Here is a 16,632-nt window from a genome sequence, read left to right as displayed (position 1 = left end):
TTATCATCAGCTTACATGAACAACCCCGTTTCTACCTACCGGCTCCAATTTCACAAAGAATTTTCATTTCAGGACTTCGAATATCTGATACCCTATTTTCGCAAACTGGGTGTAGGAACGATATATGCATCGCCCATTTTGGCCTCCACAGCTGGCAGCACGCATGGCTACGACGGGATTGATCCTTTGAAAATAAATCCGGAAATAGGCACGCTTGAAGACCTGCGTAACATGTCGGCAATCCTCCGTGAATCTGAAATCGGCTGGTTACAGGACATTGTCCCGAATCACATGGCTTTTCATCCCGAAAACCCCTGGCTGATGGACGTGCTGGAAAAGGGCAAGCAATCGGTTTATGCTTCTTACTTCGATATTGCCTGGAACAGTGCGCTTTTCCAGGGCAAGCTCATGGTGCCATTTCTGGCGAAGGAAGTCGATGAAATGATCGATGCCGGCGAGGTGAAGGTAGTTTACGACGGCAAACGGTTTGCGCTGGATTTCGGCGGGCAGGTGTTTCCGTTAAACCTCCGGTCGTATAAGCTGTTGTTTCAGAATGTTGCGGGAAAATCGCAGGCGCTTTCGCAAATGCTTGACCAACTGGAAGAAATTGATCGCATTGAGGATGCCCCCGTGTTTTCGCAGCAATGGGATGAATGGATTTTGCAACTACGGGCACTGTATGGCAACGAACAGGCCAAACCGGCAATCGACGCGGCATTGGCGAAGATCAATGAGGATCCGGCAATGCTCAAAGAACTAACGGATCACCAGAATTACTTTTTGTGTCACTGGCAAAAAACGGAAGAGCAGATCAATTTCCGCCGGTTCTTTACCGTAAATGGGCTCATCTGCCTGAATATCCAGGACGATGCTGTTTTCGAAAAATACCACGAACTCATAAGCCAGCTAACCGCCGAAGGACTTTTTCAAGGCCTGCGCATTGACCATATCGACGGCCTTTTTGATCCCGCGGCGTATTTGAATAAGTTAAGGGAAGAAACAGGACATGAAACCTACATTATTGTTGAAAAAATCCTGGGCGAGGACGAAGAATTACCGGCCCTTTGGCCGATAGAGGGGACGACAGGCTATGAGTTTCTAGCGATCGTCAATAATCTTTTTACCAATAAATCTGCCGAGGAAGCTTTCTCTGCATTTTTTACGGAATTAACAGGTAACGACAAGCCTGTTAAAGCCCAATTGCTCAGCAAAAAGAGCGAAATTCTGTACGGACACATGGCCGGCGAGCTCGAAAACCTTTACCAGTTGTTTGTGTCCTTGCAATTGGCCGACCCGGAAACGCTCGACCGCATCGGCGCGGAAATGATTCGGCAGGTAATTGGGGAATTCCTGATCCATTGCCCGGTGTATCGTTATTATGGCAATGCAATGCCACTGTCGGAAGTTGAATCACAGGCTATTAAGGATATATTTATTGATATTAACAAACATCACCTCGACTTGTCTCCGTCGGTGGAAGTGCTGGAACAATGCTTCATTCATCAGCCGGCATTGGGCGACGAGGACTATAACCGTCGCGCCACCGAGTTCTACCAGCGGTGCATGCAATTCACAGGGCCATTGATGGCCAAGGGTGGGGAGGACACCCTCATGTACACCTATAACCGGTTTATCGGCCACAACGAAGTGGGCGATTTCCCGGACCGCTTCGGGATATCCGTTTCGGACTTTCATAAGTATATGAAAAAGCGCCGCAAGGAATGGCCCATGGCGCTGAATGCCACGTCCACGCACGATACCAAGCGTGGCGAGGACGTGCGGGCAAGGCTGAATGTCCTCACCGACCTGGCCGACGAATGGATCGAAAAAGTAAAAGAATGGCGCGGGGCAAACAACGGATTCCGCAAACCCGGAGAGGGGCCCGACGCCAATGATGAATACCTCATTTATCAGACGGTAGCTGGCGCTTATCCTATGCCGGGCGAAGACTCGGATAACTTCCCGAAACGTGTGGGCGAGTATCTAAAAAAAGCCTTGCGCGAGGCGAAGACCAATTCTTCATGGTCGTCGCCCAATGAGGCATATGAACAAGGTGCCCACGATTTTGCAAATGAAATGCTGAACGAAGGCTCCGCATTCTCGCACTCATTTCAGGCGTTTTTGGAGTCCATCACGGATTTTGGCATTATCAATTCACTCGCGCAAGTCGTGCTGAAATTCACTTGCCCTGGCATCCCCGATGTTTACCAGGGTTGTGAATTGTGGGATTTGAGCCTTGTGGACCCGGATAACCGTCGCAAAGTCGATTTTGGAAAAAGAAAACAATGGCTCGACGAGCTGGAAGACTACGAGCCGGAACGTCTGACCGAAAAGCTTTGGGAAAACCGCCGGAACGGGCAGGTAAAGCTATGGCTGACGCAGCGTTTGTTCCAGCTTCGCAGGCAAAACCCGCTGCTGTTCACGCAGGGAGAGTACATTCCCCTGAAAGTAAGGGGTACTTACAAAGATCACCTGCTCGCATTCATGCGCAGGTATAAGCCCGACGTTTTTGTAACGATCATTCCAATACACACCGCTGTCATGAGCCGAGCGCAGCAGAAGGGTTTCTTCGACCTGGATTGGCAGGATACACACGTGGTGTTGCCCGAAAATGTGCTACCCGAATGGACCAACTTACTCACCGATAATACGGAAGCGTCGCAGAGCAAACTCCTGCCCGCCGATGTTTTCAAGAGTATGCCATTTGCTATTCTCCAAGGGAAACGCATTGATAACGAGCGTAATGCGGGTATCTTATTGCATATCAGTTCATTGGCTACTTCATTTGGCATAGGTGATGTGGGCCCGGCAGCATACCAGTTCGCCGACTTTTTGGAAAAAACCAATCAAAAAATCTGGCAGATATTGCCGCTCAATCCTACGGAGGTTTCACAGGGCAACTCGCCTTACAGCGCATTGTCGAGCCGTGCGGGGAATCCATTGCTGATCAGTCCCGAATTGTTGGCTAATGAAGGCTATTTGTCGCAGGAGGATCTCGAAGAAAACCATTTGCCCGATTCTACGACTGTGGACTTTGAGGCTGTCGGCACAAAGAAAAAAGTGTTACTGGAACGCGCATTCCAGAAATATCAATCGCAGCCGGGAGAAGCGTCTGGCGAGTTGGAGGACTTCGCCGCAAGAAATGCCAGTTGGCTCGACGATTTTGCCCTTTATATGGTTCTTAAAAAGCGTTTTGAGGATCAGCCCTGGTATACGTGGCCGGCGGAGTTCCGGCATAGGGAAAAGGCGGCGCTCGACAAGGTCAGGGAGGAGGAGCGGGAACAAATGCAATGGGTCGAATGGCAGCAATTCGTGTTCGATAAGCAATGGAAAGACCTACGCCGGTATTGTAACGAACGCGATATCAGGCTCCTTGGCGACATTCCATTCTATGTGAGCTACGACTCGGCCGATGTTTGGGCTCACCGCGAGTTATTTTGCGTCGACGAGGATGGCAGGATTACCGGTATCGCAGGCGTGCCGCCCGACGCTTTTTCGGACGATGGCCAGTTATGGGGAATGCCGGTTTTCAATTGGAATGCGCTCAAATCACAAGGTTATCAATGGTGGATCGACCGGTTGGCGCGGAATATCGAGCTATTCGACCTCGTCCGGCTAGATCACTTCCGTGCATTTGCCGATTACTGGCAGGTGCCGGGCGGTGAGCAAACGGCGGTTAACGGGACGTGGCAAACCGGTCCGGGTGAAGACTTTTTCAAAAAAGTTGAAACGGCGCTTGGCCAGTTGCCTTTCATTGCGGAGGATCTGGGCGAAATCAGCCCGGAAGTTTACCTGCTCCGGGATAAATTCAACCTTCCGGGAATGAAGGTATTGCAATTCGCATTTGACGGAAATATGCCGCAGTCCGACCATATTCCCCATCATTTCAAACACAATTTTCTCGCATACACGGGCACGCACGACAACAATACGACCAAAGGCTGGTTCCGCGAACAGGCGCCATCCGGGCTGCAAGAGCGCATTGAAATGTACCTGGGAAAACCGATTTCGGAAGATAATGTAGCCGCAGAACTCGCCAGGGCCATCTTCGGTTCGGTAGCGAAAACGGCCATCCTTCCGATTCAGGACATTCTCAATCTGGATGAGACGGCGAAAATGAACCTGCCCGGTTCGAATGAGAACAACTGGGCGTGGCGATTGCTGCGGGGGCAGATCACCGACGAAGCCGCCGAATTCCTGACGTCCATTACGTTGCTCTACAACCGCGAGTAAGCATTAAAATTCCTGGAATGTAAGTCGAAAGTCCGGTTCAGTTGTGGCTATATTTGCGCATAGTCATCAACCAGGAATCACCATGCTTTTCCGGAAAATCGCTGCTTTAATGTTTATAGCCCTGGTGGGCATTACCTCCATTTCCTGTGACCGTCCCGCAGGTACGCCGCAGGAAGCGGCCGAACTGCTTACGGCTGTACCGCAATGGAAAATCGAGGAAATTGCGGTGAATGACGCGGTCACTTTCAAGGACGGGAAAATGACGCAGCAATTCGGCGGCATTGATTTTCAGAAGTATATGGAAACTGTGCAGGTGAAAAAGGGTGGCGAATTTTCAGGTATTTTCAAAGGAGAATCCACGCCGTTTGTCCTGAAATGGCAGGTTAATGACCAGAATATCACGATAGGCGCGCCGGAAGGCGGCGGCAAAGGCGAATGGACAGTGCGCCCCGACGATGTACATAAGGACTCTTTCGTCATGAAAACACAAAGTACCGCTTACGACTATCCCCGTATGACCACCATCGCCCTGAAATTCAAGGCGGCAAAATAGCATTACCTTTTACCAAATCACCATGAGCAAGCTCGACAAAGCTTTTGAACTTTTTGACGACTACAACAAGCGCTCGCCTGAGCGCATTGTGTGGGAAAATGTGGAGTATCCGGTCGAATATTTTTACGCGATAAAACTCCATGAATGGGTGACCAAACTCACCCCCGAAGCCGATGAGAGCCTGCTGCTGGCTTCGCGCTGCCAGCATATCGGCCGGTGGGAAATCGCGCGCAAGAGCTATCCCGATGGCCGTGTGGGTTATCTCAAATGGCGGAGCGACCTCGCGAAGTACCATGCGGGCATTGCCGCTGAAATTCTGTCCGGGGTAGGTTACGATGAAGAAACGATCAGCCGTGTGAAGCAGATTGTCCTCAAACAGCGCCTCAGAAGCGACACCGACGTCCAGACTATGGAAAATGCCCTCTGCCTCGTTTTCCTCCAATACCAATACGACGATCTCATCGCCAAAATGACCGAAGAAAAAATGATAGATATCCTCAGGAAAACTTGGGGCAAAATGACTATCCCGGGCCACGAAGCCGCATTATCTTTGCAATACAGCGAGGTCGGGAGGGATTTGATCTTGAAGGCTTTGAAGGAGGATTGAATGAATGCTAACATTTACACACTATGCCTAATTTATACATTATATCGGGCTGTAATGGAGCAGGGAAGACGACTGCGAGTTACGCGATTTTACCTGAGATTTTGGATTGCAGAGAGTTTGTGAATGCGGATAACATCGCCGCTGGTATTTCACCATTTAATGTTGCCGCAGTCGCAATGGAGGCTGGGAGGATAATGTTGAAGAGAATCGACGAATTGCTTGATCAAAGAACCAATTTTGCTATCGAAACAACGTTGTCAACCAAAAGCTACAAGTTACTGGTTGATAGGGCACACAATTTGGGTTACAAGGTTACCCTGCTTTATTTTTGGCTAAGTTCACCGGCTGTCGCTAGGGAACGAGTTGCAATTAGGGTATCAAAAGGCGGTCATCATATTCCGGATGAAACTGTCGAGAGGAGGTATTATGGTGGATTGAGAAATCTGTTTGATATTTATATTCCGATTTGTGACGAATGGGCGTTAGTCAATAGTATGGGGCATCCCCTGAAAGTAATCGCGGAAGTGAGTTTTGCTTCTAAACCCGATGTGAATGATAGTGAAACCTGGCAACTGCTATTAGAAAATTATGGGCAATCCTAAGAAAGAGAATTTCAGCCAAATACTCGATAAGATAGTGGCTGGGGTGAATAAAGCAGTTAAGAAGATGGTCGAAGAGAGCGCGCTTCGGGATGAATCTGTTGTAATTGGTGAGAAGAACGGCCAGGCACGGCGTGTTCCAGCAAAAGAGCTACTTAAATCCCTGGATTCCGATAAATAGTAAAAGCCGGCTGACTACAATCAACCGGCTTTTTACCTCACCATCACTTCTTAGACAACTCATGCGAGCCGTCCAGGCTTAGCGCGACTTTTACCAGTTGCACAAACTCCGAGCGGTAACCTTCTTCATCCTTTCCGAATGCACCGCGGGCGCGTATGATCACGTCATTGTAAGTGGCCGATCCTTTGTATTCGGAGTTGCGCAATAGCAGCCCGAACTCCGCCACAGAACTTGCGAAGCGCAGGTTTTCGGAACATTTTTCGAATGGCACCGTCGTGGCCTTCACCGGCATATCGAACAACACGCTCTTTTCACTGTCCGGTTTTTTATAGCGCACCTTCACAGTCATCATTTCGTCGGAGCTATTGGCCGCTGGCTCGCTGTTAGTCTGGTATTTCAATGGATCGGCCTTGCCGATGAAGCTGGTGGTAATGCCGCGTGGTACGATTTCGTAAATGGCCGTCACGGTATGTCCTGAGCCCATATCACCGGCATCCTTTTTATCGTCACTGAATTCGTCGGTGCGCAATGCGCGGTTTTCGTAGCCGATGAGGCGGTAGGCCTGCACGTGCACGGGGTTGAACTCGATCTGGATTTTGACATCTTTCGCGATCGTGAACAAGGTGCCACCGAATTCCTGCACAAATTCTTTGCGCGCTTCCTGGATGTTATCGATGTAGGCGTAATTGCCATTCCCTTTGTCGGCCAGGGTTTCTACTTGGCTGTCTTTGTAGTTACCCATTCCAAAACCCATGACGCTGAGGAAAATGCCCGCTTTCCGCTTTTCCTCGATCAGCTTCTGCAATTCGGATTCATTGGAAATGCCCACATTGAAATCGCCGTCGGTGGCGAGGATCACGCGGTTGTTCCCTTTGGGCAGGAAATGCTTTTTGGCGATATCGTAGGCCAGTTCGATGCCTTCCCCGCCGGCCGTCGAGCCGCCTGCTTCGAGTTTATCCAGAGCATCCTTAATGGTCTTTTTCTCATTTCCCGGCGTCGGCGGCAACACCACGCCTGCCGAACCGGCGTAGGCAACGAGCGCGATTTTGTCTTCGGCGCGAAGCTGGTCGACGAGTAGTTTGAATGCCTGTTTGAGGAGCGGCAGCTTGTTGGCATCGTTCATCGAGCCGGATACGTCGATGAGGAAAACGAGGTTGGAAGCGGGCAGATTTTCGGTGGAAACGGTTTTGGCTTGTAAGCCAATGTGTACCAGTTTCAAACCGGCGTTCCAGGGAGAATCGGTGGTTTCGGCGGTGATAGCCACAGGATGTTCTCCCGCTGGCTGTGGATAGTCGTAATCAAAATAATTGATCATTTCCTCGATCCTGACCGCATCTTCGGGCGGCATTTGGCCATTGTTCAGAAAACGGCGGACATTGCTGTAAGCCGCACGGTCGACGTCGACGGAGAATGTCGTGACAGGTTGCTGGCCTACAGACAAGAAGCCGTTTTCATTAATGGGTTTGTAGCTTTCGGAAGGGACTGACATTTGCATTACGTTTCCCGAAAATGTAGCAGGGGCCGTCGCAACGCGTTCGAATGCCAGCGACTTTTTTACGTTTCCGGGCTGTTCCGCGTCTCGCAAGTATTCATCTGCTATTACCTCCGGTTTCAAAGGGTTTTGAGTTAAAATCACATTCAAAACAGAATCTGACGCCACAGGCATTGTAAGAGACTTGTACCCGATCTTTTTAAATACCAACGCCCTGGCCAGATTGGGTACACGAATCGAAAAGCGGCCCGCATGGTCGGTTTTCGTGCCTGCGCCGCCGCCCTGGATGGACACACTCACATCGGCGATTGGGTTGTTCGCGCCATCGGTAACTGTTCCGTTGATAATACGGTCGGGCAGGAACACGAAGGCACTCAAAAGCATGGCTAACAGAATGATCACTCTTGTTTTCATGGTTTTCTTTTTTTCGTTATTTATTCGCTGGATGCGGGCCGGAGGGTAATTCCATAAAAGTTTTTAGATTTTTTTTATGGAATTTTGATTAAACCGCATCCAGTAACCGAAAGGCTGGAAATCATTCCCCAGGACACACGTGAAGTTTTTGAAATTCTTTCAGGGCAAAGTCAAAGAACCGGTTCCGGAAGCAGAGCAGCTTGCGGCTTACCGGGCCTATGGCGACGTGGCCGTGCTGGGAGCATTGTACGAGCCTTATATGGACGTGGTTTTCGGTGTGTGTTTCCAGTACCTGCGGGATGAGGATGAAAGCAAGGATGCCGTTATGCAGGTTTTCGAAAAACTGGTCACCGATTTGAGACAACACGAAGTATCGAACTTCAAAAGCTGGCTGTATAGCGTGGCACGGAACCATTGCCTGATGAAACTCCGGACAGCACGGGTTACCGCAGGGCACGAACCGGCAGACGATCGGGAACAAGAATTACCGATCGAGGTAACTACCGACGACGATGTATTCGAATTGGAAGGGCGGTTGGACGCACTCGATGAATGCCTTCAAAAGCTGGCAAGCGAGCAACGGAAGAGCATCGAGCTGTTTTACCTGCAAAACAAATGCTACCGTGACATTGCCGGGGAAACCGGTTTCGACATAGGTAAAGTGAAAAGTTACATCCAGAACGGAAAGCGGAAACTGAAAATCTGCATAGAAAGCAATGGCAGCTACTAGCGACCACATACCGGATTTCGACGATTTCGAGCGCTATTACAGCGGCGAAATGCCACCGGCCGAGCAGCGCTCGCTGGAAGGAAGGATGCTGGCCGAACCGCTGGTGGCCGAAGCCTACGAAGGTTTCCTCGCGTGGCGCGCGCAGCATACCGGCGCGGCAGCCGTGCGCGCGGACTTGCAGGAGCGCCTGCATACACGTGTGGCGCATACACGCAGGAGGGCATTACCATTATGGTCCTATGCTTCTGCGGCTTCGGTGCTCCTCGCGGTGTTCAGTTATTGGTTTGTGTTTCTGCGTGATCAAGAGGCAGATATGCAAAAGCCAGAGGTTGCTGTGAAGCGGGACAAGGCCGCATTGCCCGCGGCGGAGCAAGCTCCCGCGACCATTCAAGGCAAGGCGCCCGAAACGTCCGCGACGGTTCCAGCAGCACCTGATGCTTCAAAACCGGACGCACATGCCCTGGCAAACCGCTTAGAGCAGACTTCCAAGCCATTGCCAAAGCCCGGAACAGCGTTGGTTCCTTCTCAACTGGCAGATGCGGAAATACAGGAGGAAGTTGCCGACATCGCATCGGCAGATTCCTTCAAAGGAGAAACGGAGGTGATCCAAGTGCCTCCCGAGGCCGCCAACGCGTTGCCCTCGCCCGGCTCGGCGCAGTCCGTAGCCAAGTCTATGGCGGGAAGGGTACGCATGGAGCCTTCTTCCTTATATAATGTGTCGGAAGACAGGATAGGGGCCGGCACGCAGGTTGCCAGGGAGCAAATCGCGGTGGCCAAGCCGGAAGCGGCGCATAAAAAAACGACCAAGCACTATACGATTTTACCCGACATTCCCGCTCCGGTTCCAGCGGAAGGTTGGGCATCCTACCAGACTTATTTGGATAAAAACACCGCCTCCGCGCCCGCAGAGGGAAAGGTAATTGTGAAATTTGTCGTCGGTACGCTGGGTACCTTATCGGGTTTTGTAGCCTCGGGGCCTGAGGAATTGCAAAAAGAGGCTATCCGCATCATCAGCAATGGCCCCGCCTGGGTATCAGCCCGGAGAGAGGGCTTGTCTGTCGCTTCTATGGCCGAAATAACGCTACAATTTCGGCAGGATAAATAATCCCGTTCAAATCAGACGATTAAGCGGTTACTTGTAGAAGTAATTTTAAATTTTTTCCAAAATTGGACGGTAATTTTTTGCGATCTACGCCGCAGCGTGTAATTTTACTACACGCTCTTAACTACTCATCTCTTGATTTTTTAGCAAATCCGAATTGCACAATTTTATCTGAATGCCGTCCTATGACCTTTTAAGAAGCTTCATGTGTGGCGGGATAAAGTGAATTATGCAATTTTCCAGCTTAAATTTTGTTATGGCAAGTATTATGACTAATTCTACGAAATAATTAGCTGCCATTTTTCACAGTACTATACCAATATTTGCCCACTTATACTCAACCTATGGACAATAGAAAGAATCTGTTGATTATAGACGACGAACCCAGCATTACCAAAATACTGGAACATTTTCTTAAAAAAGATTTCAACGTGGTGATCAAAAGCGACGGCTCCGAAGGAATGCTGTGGCTCGAAGACGGTAACCAGGCCGATCTCATCATTGCGGACCTTCATATGCCCAACCTGAGCGGTAAGGAGTTTCTGAAAGTGGCGAAGGCGAGCAACCTGTATTCGGAAATACCTATTATCATATTGTCGGGTTCGGACGAGAGCAGCGAGCGTATCCAATGCCTCAACCTGGGCGCCGATGATTTTATGGTCAAGCCGTTCAACCCGATGGAGGTGCACGCCAAAATCAACGCCGTGCTGCGGCGCAGTAAACGTTTCTCTTAAACGACGACGATATCATGGAACTGGCCGGCACAACGACAGAAACGGTAACGGCGGGCAAAACCTACGTTGCCCAGTTCAGGGTTATTTATGTTCATCATAATTTTCAGGAATACCTCCGCTTTACCGAACGTTTCGCGGAATACCTGCAAGTCGAATACTTCGATACGCCTGCCGGTGCGCTGGAAGCATTAAAGGAAAACTATCCCGCCGATGTGATCATTGCCCACGACGGAAGCGGCGGCGTAGAGCTGCTCGACCTGATCCGCAACAGCGCCGGGTTTGGTAATATCCCTTTCGTTTTGCTGGTTGACAGACTCTCCCGCCAGGCCATCGATGTGGCGCGCGAAAGGAATGCCGACGATGTTTTTTCGGTGAATTTCGACGACGGCGACCTCATTACCCGCATTAAGTATTTCAAAAAGCGGCAATGGTATGTCGCCAATAAAGCATCCCAGAAGATAGGTTCGCAAGGCCATAAAACGCCTTTATGGAAGCGGGCGATCGATGTTGCAACTACTGGTACGGCGGTGATCCTGTTGCTGCCGGTGTTTATCATTGTGGCTATCCTGATCAAGCTGGACTCGAAAGGGCCTGTTTTTTACAAATCCAAAAGGGTAGGGAGCGGCTACAAGATTTTTGACCTGTATAAATTCAGGACAATGCGGACAGATGCCGATCAGCTGATCCGTAAAATGGCCGCATTGAATATGTATTCCAAAGCCGAGCCGGTTTCCCAGATAGAAACGCAGGGCCTCTGCGAGGACTGTCTGGCGGGTAACCAATGCAAAAGCCTCCTTTTCCATGACGGGAAAGAGATTTGCGAAAAGCTGTATCATTATCAAAAGGAGCAGAAAGCCGCATTCATGAAGTTCCAGAACGACCCGCGCATCACGCGCCTGGGAAGTTTCCTGCGAAATTCGAGTATCGACGAATTGCCGCAATTGCTGAACATTCTGAAAGGCGATATGTCGCTGGTAGGTAACCGCCCGCTGCCTTTATACGAAGCCGAAAAAATGACGACCGACGATAAAATTCTGCGTTTTGCAGGTCCGGCAGGCCTCACAGGCTTGTGGCAGGTGACCAAACGCGGCAAGGGCAAGTCGGATATGACGGAAGAGGAGCGCACGCAGCTCGACATTACCTACGCCCGCGAATTTTCATTTAAAATGGATCTCGAGATCATCCTGAAAACATTCCCGGCGCTGTTGCAGTCGGAGAATGTGTGACGGGGCCAAAACGTATGTCAGGACGCTTTAACCCAGTCTTTGTATTCGGGATCGTACTTTTTGATGATGCGCGCGGGGTTTCCCACCGCCACCGAATAGGGCGGGACGTCCTTGGTGACAACGGCCCCGGCAGCTATAACAGAATGCCGGCCGATGGTAACTCCCGCAGTAACTACGGCATTGGCGCCGATCCAGCATTCGTCTTCAATGACAATCGGAGCGACGCTTACGCCCTGTTTATGAATCGGTTGCTGAATATCCTGATAATTGTGGTTAAGGCCGCTGGCAACAATGTGCTGCGCCAGGATCACATCGTTGCCGATCGTAACCGGACCAATAATGACATTTCCCAGGCCGACGAGCGAGTTGGCGCCAATACGCACTGCCCCCACACCATTATTGATTGTACTGAAATCCTCGATCATCGAATTATCGCCGATCGAAAACGGATTGAAAGGCAGCACGTCCATCCTTACCCACCGACGGATGATGACATTTTTGCCCCTCTGATGAAAGAAACGGTTCAAAAACACCCGGACCCAGAGCCTTGGACGGGCCTGATTGGTAGGTATCAGCATCCAGTGGACAAATTTTTTCAGTCCCGGACTGTTCCGGATTTGGTCGGATAACGACATTTTGCCTAGATTAGTGAGATGTAGTAATATTTTTACCAAAAGTATTTCGTAATGCCGCAAAATCAAGCGAAACGGATTTTAAATAAATATTTTAACCTGACATGCCGATAAAACATTACGCTTTTGGGCTCCTGCTGTTTTTCACCATCCAAAGCGCCCGTGCCCAGGAATCTCTGAGCAAAGACGTCGACTACGCGTACCTCGACAAGCTGATTGCGGTTTGCAAAGCCAACTACCCTAAAATCAAGATGTACCAGGCGCATATCGATGCCGCCGAAACGGGCGTCAAAAAGGCTAAGCTTTCGTATTTCGATATTTTCAACTTCTCGTATCTGTACGTCCCCAAAAACGATCGTGCTACGCCTGTATCGGCTTCATTCCCATTTACTTATCAATTTGGTTTTTTCGTGAACATCGGTGCTATCCTGCAAAAACCGGCGATGGTAAAGCAGGCTAAGAGCGAACTCTCGTCGGCGGAATACGACAAGCAGTCGTTCGACCTGAATATGGAAGCCGAGGTGAAGAAGCGGTATTTTACCTACATCCAGAAAAAGGCGGTGTACCGCGTACGCTCGAATGCCTCGCTCGATGTGGAAAGCATGCTGGAAAGCGTTAAAAAGCGCTTTGAAATGGGGCAGGAGACATTGGAAAAATATAACCAGATGCTCGTGATGCAAACCGATCACGCCCAGAACCTGCTCAATACCGAAAGCGAGGTTTTGATTGCCAAAAGCAGTCTGGAAGAATTGGTTGGACAAAAATTAGAAGATATCAAATGACGGAAGTTATACAGTTTCTGAAATTGCTGCAGAGGAATAAGATCGCCCTCATCCTGGTTCCGCTGATCACCGTGATTGTCTGCTACTTCCTCGTCAGACGATTGCCGGATACCTACGAATCGCACGCACGCATTGCCACGGGGCTCGTCGATAAGACCGACCAGGTGGTAACCCGCGCCAAAGACGAGCAGGACCAGCAGATCGCCCGCAAATTTGAAAGCCTCATCCAGGTAATGCGCCTGAAACGAACGCTTGATCAGGTTTCCTACCGGTTGATTTTGAATGACTTAAAGGGTTTGAAGGACTCGACCTGGCGCGAGCCGGTGCGTGCGCTGGAAGAAATGAGCAAAGCCGACAAAGCGAAAGCCGTTGCGCTCATTACCCAGAAGTACCAGAAGCGCGAGGAGCTGTTTTTGTGGAAACCGGAAGAGAAAAAACTGAACGACATTATCCTGGAAATGGGCTATGGCGCAAATACCCTGCGCGACAAGCTGATCATTTACCGCACCGGTGTGGGCGACTATATCGATATCGATTACGAAGCGGAACATCCGGATCTGGCGGCGTACGTCATCAATACGCTCGCACAGGAGTTCATTGCAGACAATTCGTCGCGGGTGGTGGGGAATAACAAGAAGACAATCGATTTCCTCCAAAGTTTCATGCAGCAGAAGCTCAATGCGCTGAACGAGCGGATGAACACGCTGAAAAACTTCAAAATCCAGAACCGTGTGCTCAACCTGAACGAGCAGGCGAAGAGCATTTACGGGCAAATGGCCGATTTCGAGACCCGCCGCCAGATCGCCCAGAAGGACATTATCGCTTACACGGCGGCCATCGGTAATATCGACCGCCGCTTCAATCCCACCGAGCGTAAGTATTTCGAGAGTGCACTGACCGACATTAACCAGAAAATCATCGCTACCAAGAGCAATCTCAAAGCCCTGAACGAGCGATACATTCTAAGCAACTTCGATAACCGCATGAAATTCAGCCTCGACTCGCTGCGCAGCCGGCTTTCGGAGGAAATCAATGAGGCTACCGATAAATATGCCTACAACCCGATGGTGGTGAAGCAGGACCTGGTAACCCAGAAATTAAGCATGGAAATTTCGCTGGAACTCGCGAAAAACAGCGTCGCGTCCATCCAGGGCGAGCTCGACCGCCTGAACCGCAAGTTCGACGGGCTGGTACCGAACGAGGCGAAGATCCAGGAGTACGAAACGTCGATCGACATTGCCAGCAAGGAGTACATAGAAGCATTGCAGCGCTACAACGAAGCCAGCCTGGAATTCAGCTTCCCCGTGTACCTGCGCCTGATCGAGCGCGCGATGCCGGGCGAGGTGCAGGCGTCGAAGAAAATGGTGCTCGTGATCCTTTCCGGGGTGATCAGCTTTACGTTCTGCGTGTTTGTGTTCTTCATCCTTTTTTACCTCGACAAATCAATCCGCTACCCGCTGCAACTTGCCAACGAAACGGGCAAGCCGGTTTTGGGGTATTTAAATGCATTGGACAAGGATTCGAACCTGAGCCTTTCGGGTATGAGCGCTTCGGACGACAAGGCCGTCCGGCTTTACAAAAACCTCGTGCGATCGATCCGCTACGAGCTGGACAATGAAATGAGCGATCCGAAGATCATAGCCGTTACCAGTCTGGGTTTTGGAGTGGGCAAGACGCCGTTCGTGATTGCATTGGCCTGGGCATTCTCCAAGATCAACAAGACCGTACTCATTATTGACGGCAACTTCGCGCAGCCGGATATTTCCAAACTCAACCCGGACAGCACGCCGTTTGAAAGTTTTGTCAAATCGAATAACCTGCCGGAAGCGACGCCAGGGCAGATCAGCATTCTCGGTGCCAAAACGGGTGATATTTCGGTGCTCGAACTGGCCGAAGAAAAGGTGATCGGGGACCGTTTGCAGGCATTGAAAACGCGCTTCGACATTATCCTCATCGAAACCGATTCGCTGCGGGCTATGAACCGGGCCAAGGAATGGGTGAGCTTCTCGGACCTGGTCGTGGCGGTATTCGCCGCGGGACGTTCCATCGGTTCCGAAGATCAATCCAAAATTCAGTACCTCGATGGCCTGAACGGGAAATTTGCCGGCTGGGTGCTTACCAACACCGAAAGCATTCCCGAGCAGGCCGGAAAAGTGGCTAAACCAGTGGAAGCATGAAAATCCTGGAATGGGTAGGACTGGCGATTCAGGCGGCAATCGGGTATAATCTCGTATTTCCGGTGTTTCTGCTGCTGATTTACGGCCTGAGAAAGGCTATAACTTCGCGCCGGGCTCCTGCCGGCAGCACGCTGCCAGATTACGGCATTATCGTGACGGCCTATGAATATACCGCCCAGCTTCCGGCTGTCGTGGGTTCGCTGCTGCAACTGAATTACGACCGCTACCACATTTACGTAGTCGCCGACAAATGCGACATCAGTAACCTGCATTTCCCTGCCGACAAGGTTGCATTACTGCGCCCGGAGCAGGTTTTGGGCAGTAACACCCGCTCGCATTTCTACGCCATCCGCCGGTTCATCCGCCCGCATACGCACCTGACGATCATCGACAGCGATAACCTCACCGACCCGGAATACCTGAACGAGCTGAATGTGTATTTCAACCAGGGTTACGAAGCTGTGCAAGGCGTGCGCGAGGCCAAAAACCTGGATACCACCTACGCCTGCCTCGACGCGGCCCGCGACATCTACTACCATTTCTACGACGGAAAAGTACTTTTCGGCGCGGGCTCTTCGGCCACACTGGCGGGTTCGGGGATGGCATTCACCACTGCATTGTATGAAAAAGCGCTCGGGCACCTGGATGTGACCGGCGCAGGTTTCGATAAAGTATTGCAGGAAGGCATTGTAAGCCGCGGTTACCGCATTGCATTTGCGGATAAGGCTGTTGTTTATGATGAAAAGACGACCGGCTCCGACCAGTTGGTAAAGCAGCGCGCCCGGTGGATCAATACCTGGTTCAAATACTTTGGGTATGGGTTTAAAATCCTGTTCAAAGGCATTACGCGTTTCAGCCTTAACCAGATCCTGTTCGGGCTGGTGCTGCTCAGGCCGCCATTGTTCATATTCCTGCTGCTTTCGGTGTTTTTTATGCTGATCAACCTGCTGATCGCACCGGTAATGTCGCTGGTATGGCTGATCGGGCTCATCGTGTTTGTGCTAGGGTTTTACATTTCGCTGAAAAGCTCGCCTACCGATCCTAAGATTTACCAATCGCTGGTGAACATCCCGAAGTTCATGTTTTACCAGCTTACAGCACTCGTGAATGCACGGCGGGCGAATAAAATATCGGTAGCGACACGCCAGGAAAACAAAACGCCGAATTAAC

Annotated in this window: 14 protein-coding genes; 12 read left to right on the top strand and 2 right to left on the bottom strand. The window is 50.6% G+C overall.

Translation table 11 applies throughout. From position 1 onward, the window contains the following. The first annotated feature begins 15 nt into the window (after positions 1 to 15). From treY to BLQ88_RS03445, 5 genes are all read left to right on the top strand, one after another. Entirely contained in the window at positions 16 to 4,233 is a 4,218-nt protein-coding gene (gene treY, locus BLQ88_RS03465; protein ID WP_090146754.1) for a malto-oligosyltrehalose synthase, read from the top strand. 82 nt (positions 4,234 to 4,315) lie between these two features. Next, positions 4,316 to 4,786, top strand: coding sequence for a hypothetical protein (locus BLQ88_RS03460; protein ID WP_090146752.1), 471 nt, complete (start codon positions 4,316 to 4,318; stop codon positions 4,784 to 4,786). A gap of 22 nt (positions 4,787 to 4,808) precedes the next feature. Continuing rightward, positions 4,809 to 5,393, top strand: a complete 585-nt coding sequence (locus BLQ88_RS03455; protein ID WP_090146749.1) for a DUF4202 domain-containing protein — start codon at positions 4,809 to 4,811, stop codon at positions 5,391 to 5,393. Between the two features lie 23 nt (positions 5,394 to 5,416). Then, positions 5,417 to 5,995: an ATPase gene (locus BLQ88_RS03450; protein ID WP_090146747.1), complete on the top strand. Its 579-nt coding sequence runs from the start codon at positions 5,417 to 5,419 to the stop codon at positions 5,993 to 5,995. Continuing rightward, positions 5,982 to 6,173 (top strand): DUF8506 family protein, encoded by a 192-nt coding sequence (locus BLQ88_RS03445; protein WP_090146746.1) that lies wholly within the window; start codon positions 5,982 to 5,984, stop codon positions 6,171 to 6,173. The genes BLQ88_RS03450 and BLQ88_RS03445 overlap by 14 nt, the downstream gene beginning before the upstream one ends. A 43-nt stretch (positions 6,174 to 6,216) precedes the next feature. Here the strand turns inward: BLQ88_RS03445 and BLQ88_RS03440 are convergent, their stop codons facing one another. Beyond that, positions 6,217 to 8,079, bottom strand: a complete 1,863-nt coding sequence (locus BLQ88_RS03440) for a vWA domain-containing protein (RefSeq protein WP_090146744.1) — start codon at positions 8,077 to 8,079, stop codon at positions 6,217 to 6,219. A 139-nt stretch (positions 8,080 to 8,218) separates the two neighbouring features. On the opposite strand from BLQ88_RS03440, the gene BLQ88_RS03435 reads away from it, so the two are divergent. The 4 genes from BLQ88_RS03435 (at position 8,219) to BLQ88_RS03420 (ending at position 11,871) form a co-directional block, all read left to right on the top strand. After that, positions 8,219 to 8,809, top strand: coding sequence for an RNA polymerase sigma factor (locus BLQ88_RS03435; RefSeq protein ID WP_090146743.1), 591 nt, complete (start codon positions 8,219 to 8,221; stop codon positions 8,807 to 8,809). Continuing rightward, positions 8,796 to 9,914, top strand: a complete 1,119-nt coding sequence (locus BLQ88_RS03430; protein WP_090146741.1) for a hypothetical protein — start codon at positions 8,796 to 8,798, stop codon at positions 9,912 to 9,914. Before BLQ88_RS03435 ends, BLQ88_RS03430 begins: the two co-directional genes overlap by 14 nt. 341 nt (positions 9,915 to 10,255) lie before the next feature. Further along, on the top strand, positions 10,256 to 10,645 hold the full coding sequence (locus BLQ88_RS03425; protein WP_090146739.1) for a response regulator transcription factor: 390 nt from the start codon (positions 10,256 to 10,258) through the stop codon (positions 10,643 to 10,645). Positions 10,646 to 10,659: 14 nt separating this feature from the next. Next, positions 10,660 to 11,871 (top strand): sugar transferase, encoded by a 1,212-nt coding sequence (locus BLQ88_RS03420; protein WP_090146736.1) that lies wholly within the window; start codon positions 10,660 to 10,662, stop codon positions 11,869 to 11,871. 17 nt (positions 11,872 to 11,888) lie between these two features. Here the strand turns inward: BLQ88_RS03420 and BLQ88_RS03415 are convergent, their stop codons facing one another. Then, positions 11,889 to 12,506, bottom strand: a complete 618-nt coding sequence (locus tag BLQ88_RS03415) for an acyltransferase (RefSeq protein ID WP_090146734.1) — start codon at positions 12,504 to 12,506, stop codon at positions 11,889 to 11,891. Between the two features lie 101 nt (positions 12,507 to 12,607). On the opposite strand from BLQ88_RS03415, the gene BLQ88_RS03410 reads away from it, so the two are divergent. Genes BLQ88_RS03410 through BLQ88_RS03400 form a run of 3 tightly spaced genes read left to right on the top strand, consistent with a single transcriptional unit; the run spans position 12,608 to position 16,631 of the window. Continuing rightward, a complete protein-coding gene (locus BLQ88_RS03410; protein ID WP_090146732.1) occupies positions 12,608 to 13,285 on the top strand; it encodes a TolC family protein in 678 nt (225 codons plus the stop codon). After that, the gene (locus BLQ88_RS03405) at positions 13,282 to 15,462 is read left to right on the top strand and encodes an exopolysaccharide transport family protein (RefSeq protein WP_090146730.1); all 2,181 of its coding nucleotides are present in this window, start codon (positions 13,282 to 13,284) and stop codon (positions 15,460 to 15,462) included. The genes BLQ88_RS03410 and BLQ88_RS03405 overlap by 4 nt, the downstream gene beginning before the upstream one ends. Continuing rightward, a complete protein-coding gene (locus BLQ88_RS03400) occupies positions 15,459 to 16,631 on the top strand; it encodes a glycosyltransferase (protein WP_090146728.1) in 1,173 nt (390 codons plus the stop codon). The genes BLQ88_RS03405 and BLQ88_RS03400 overlap by 4 nt, the downstream gene beginning before the upstream one ends. The last annotated feature ends 1 nt before the right edge of the window (position 16,632 follow it).

Origin of the sequence: Dyadobacter soli, from assembly GCF_900101885.1 — a bacterium.
GTDB lineage: Bacteria > Bacteroidota > Bacteroidia > Cytophagales > Spirosomataceae > Dyadobacter > Dyadobacter soli.
This window is presented reverse-complemented; position numbering and strand designations above follow the sequence as displayed.

What these genes read in the sequence shown, in the direction of transcription:
- BLQ88_RS03455 (WP_090146749.1), top strand. Translation starts at nt 4,809, where the DNA reads ATGAGCAAGCTCGACAAAGCTTTTGAACTTTTTGACGACTACAACAAG.
- BLQ88_RS03430 (WP_090146741.1), top strand. Translation starts at nt 8,796, where the DNA reads ATGGCAGCTACTAGCGACCACATACCGGATTTCGACGATTTCGAGCGC.
- BLQ88_RS03425 (WP_090146739.1), top strand. Translation starts at nt 10,256, where the DNA reads ATGGACAATAGAAAGAATCTGTTGATTATAGACGACGAACCCAGCATT.
- BLQ88_RS03445 (WP_090146746.1), top strand. Translation starts at nt 5,982, where the DNA reads ATGGGCAATCCTAAGAAAGAGAATTTCAGCCAAATACTCGATAAGATA.
- treY (WP_090146754.1), top strand. Translation starts at nt 16, where the DNA reads ATGAACAACCCCGTTTCTACCTACCGGCTCCAATTTCACAAAGAATTT.
- BLQ88_RS03450 (WP_090146747.1), top strand. Translation starts at nt 5,417, where the DNA reads ATGCCTAATTTATACATTATATCGGGCTGTAATGGAGCAGGGAAGACG.
- BLQ88_RS03405 (WP_090146730.1), top strand. Translation starts at nt 13,282, where the DNA reads ATGACGGAAGTTATACAGTTTCTGAAATTGCTGCAGAGGAATAAGATC.
- BLQ88_RS03460 (WP_090146752.1), top strand. Translation starts at nt 4,316, where the DNA reads ATGCTTTTCCGGAAAATCGCTGCTTTAATGTTTATAGCCCTGGTGGGC.
- BLQ88_RS03410 (WP_090146732.1), top strand. Translation starts at nt 12,608, where the DNA reads ATGCCGATAAAACATTACGCTTTTGGGCTCCTGCTGTTTTTCACCATC.
- BLQ88_RS03415 (WP_090146734.1), bottom strand. Translation starts at nt 12,506, where the DNA reads ATGTCGTTATCCGACCAAATCCGGAACAGTCCGGGACTGAAAAAATTT.
- BLQ88_RS03440 (WP_090146744.1), bottom strand. Translation starts at nt 8,079, where the DNA reads ATGAAAACAAGAGTGATCATTCTGTTAGCCATGCTTTTGAGTGCCTTC.
- BLQ88_RS03400 (WP_090146728.1), top strand. Translation starts at nt 15,459, where the DNA reads ATGAAAATCCTGGAATGGGTAGGACTGGCGATTCAGGCGGCAATCGGG.
- BLQ88_RS03420 (WP_090146736.1), top strand. Translation starts at nt 10,660, where the DNA reads ATGGAACTGGCCGGCACAACGACAGAAACGGTAACGGCGGGCAAAACC.